Origin of the sequence: Asaia sp. W19, assembly GCF_003994335.1 — a bacterium.
Lineage (GTDB): Bacteria > Pseudomonadota > Alphaproteobacteria > Acetobacterales > Acetobacteraceae > Asaia.
Window position 1 is genome coordinate 1 of sequence record NZ_PNQZ01000219.1, and the last position, 2,502, is coordinate 2,502.

At 59.1% G+C, this 2,502-nt stretch carries 2 protein-coding genes; both read right to left on the reverse strand.

Going from position 1 to position 2,502, the window contains the following annotated elements; genetic code table 11:
- The coding region (locus C0V97_RS18145; RefSeq protein WP_148114990.1) for a DUF817 domain-containing protein at positions 1 to 748 on the reverse strand (748 nt) is incomplete at its 3' end.
- A gap of 77 nt (positions 749 to 825) precedes the next feature.
- Positions 826 to 2,502: TonB-dependent receptor domain-containing protein (locus C0V97_RS18150; RefSeq protein WP_127103764.1), on the reverse strand; the 1,677-nt coding region annotated here is incomplete at its 5' end.

Sequence of the window (2,502 nt, forward strand, 5' to 3'; positions counted from 1 at the left end):
ATTGCCGGTGAGCGTAGAGCCATGTGCCGGTAAAAGTGCCGATATTCTCCGCGATCCAGAGCGCGATGCTCGAGAGAAACGCCGCGAGGGGAAGCCTCATGCGCCATTGCGTATCGAACACGCGATAAAGGATCGTGCAACGCCAATAGATTCCGATGGTGGCGAGCACCAGAAGCCAACGCAGATCCGGGATGAAATGATGGGTGAAGAAGTTGAGATAGATCGCCAGGGCCAGAGCAAGAGAAAAGCCGGAACGCGGATAGGCGAGGAACCTCATGTCAAATAGCCGGATCACACGGGCAATATAGCTGCCGACCGAGGCGTACATGAAGCCGGAGAAAAGCGGCACATGCAGGATCTTGAAGAAACCGGGCTCGGGATAGGACCATGACCCCGCATGGACCTTGAACCACTCCATGGCTGTCCCGGTGAGATGAAACAGAAGAATGATCAGCGCCTCCTGGCGCGTCTCCAGTTTGCAGGCGAGGAACACGGCCTGGGTCAGCAGCGCGAAGAGGAACAGCGCGTCATAGCGATGGAGCGGCCAGCCCGGCGACCAGAGCGCGTGGCTGATGAGAATGGCCCCCAGCATCAGGCCGCCGAAGAGACAAGCCCAACCCTGCTTGAGAACGAAAAGGATGAAAAGTCCTGAGAAACCGTCCAGATGACGTCGAATCCTTTGGCCCAGACGCAGTTCGAGCGCGGTTGTCGTATCCGTCTGGCCCGGGGCGTTCGTGGCGGCGTTCATGGCGCGGCTCCTTGTTGGTTGCCGCGCCATTGCCCGATTACCGTCCCTCGAACAAGAGTGGACGGGCAAGGCACGCCTTAACGTGACAGGGCAAAATTCAGCCCTCCCATCACGGTCAGCCCCTGGTTGGGGATTGAGGAGATCTGGCTCGTGTAATAGCGACGGTTGGTAACGTTATCGGCATTGACGAACATCTGGATCTGCTTGGTGATCTGATAGGAGCCGAACATGTCGAAGACGACATAGCCGCCCTGTTTCGGGAAGCCCGGCGTGCCGCTCTTGGGTTGGCCGAGCGTCTGCGTGGCTGCACGGATACGCGCGCCCACGGAAAGCTTGCTATCGAACAGGTGCAGCCCCACCGTTCCAGCCAGTACCGAGCGCGGCGGCGTGGTCAGGATCGCGCCAAATCCGGTGTAGTCGGGGCGAGGCAATTTGGTGGTGGTGTTCGTGTAGGACAGGGTGGCGAAGACGAAGCGGTTGTCGTATTTCGCCTGCCCCTCAAACCCGTGAGTGTAGGTATTGCCCGCCATATTCTGGTAGAAATACCCATAGACCGGAATATAGGAGCCTGGGGCGGGACGGCCGATCACGCGTGTCTGGGCAATATAGTTCTTGATCCGTGTATCGAAATAGTCGCCATCGAATTCGACTTTGTCACCTTCAGCAAGCACGTCGCGGTAATGCAGCTTTGCGCCGGCCTCCCACCCATAGGTTTGCTCGGGTGCCAGATTAGGGTTCGGAATGAATTTCAGGAAGCCAAGACCAGGATGCGAACTGGCCATGAGCGTCTCAGTTGTCGAGGGCGGTCGAAAGCCGAGCCCGTAGCTGCCATAAAGCTGCAACCCATGCACTGGCGTGACTGCGAGCGTGACCTTCGGGTTCACCGCGTCCGAACTGGTGCTGGTATGAAAAGCGCCCGCCGGAATCGAGGTAAACCCGGAGGCCTGGTTCACGCCGCCGCCGGAAAGATGATAGGCGTCGTAACGCAGCGCGCCGGTGAGCTGGATAATTTTCCAGTTCAGGGCGAGCTGTGTAAATGCACTGCCCACTTCGCGTCCGCCTGATGGCGTTGCGCCATCATAGCCGGTTTGGTCCTTGGTCTTGACCGAGTCATGATAGTACTCCCCGCCATAATTGAGTGAGGCCAGTACGGGTCCGAGAGGGAATTGCGAGGTGTTGTCAGCCTCGAACCCCAAGGTGGTGAGATCGTACCGGGTCATGTTCGCGGCAGCCATTGTGAGCGCACGATAGGCGGGGGTGGCGTTTTCCAGTCCGGTCGACACCACATAGCCCTTCACGTGGAGGGAGACGAGCTTGTTATCCTGAGGCGTGAACCGATACTCGATATTGCCCTGATTGTTCTGGATACTATTCGCCGTCGCGATCCCCTCGGTCCCCTGACCGAACTGGTTATGATAGATCACGGTACCCAGCGTCAGGCTCTGATCGATGCCGGGTTTGATATCGATCTTGAACAGGCCCGACTGCAGACGCTGGTAGCTGTTGGGAACCCGCGTGCCAGCGCCGTCTTCGTAATCGCCCGAACTGCGCATGCTGAAAGCGGCGGCGATGCCGAACCACGGTCGCACCCGCACCCCGGCACCGACCACACCCGAGCCATCGTAATTATTCGATCCACCCAGAGCGCGGGCCATCACGCCATAACGCTTGCCTGACGCGACCAGGTCATCCACGCCGAGCGTGTGCATATTGACCACGCCCGCAATGGCTCCCGCGCCATCGGCAGTCGAGAC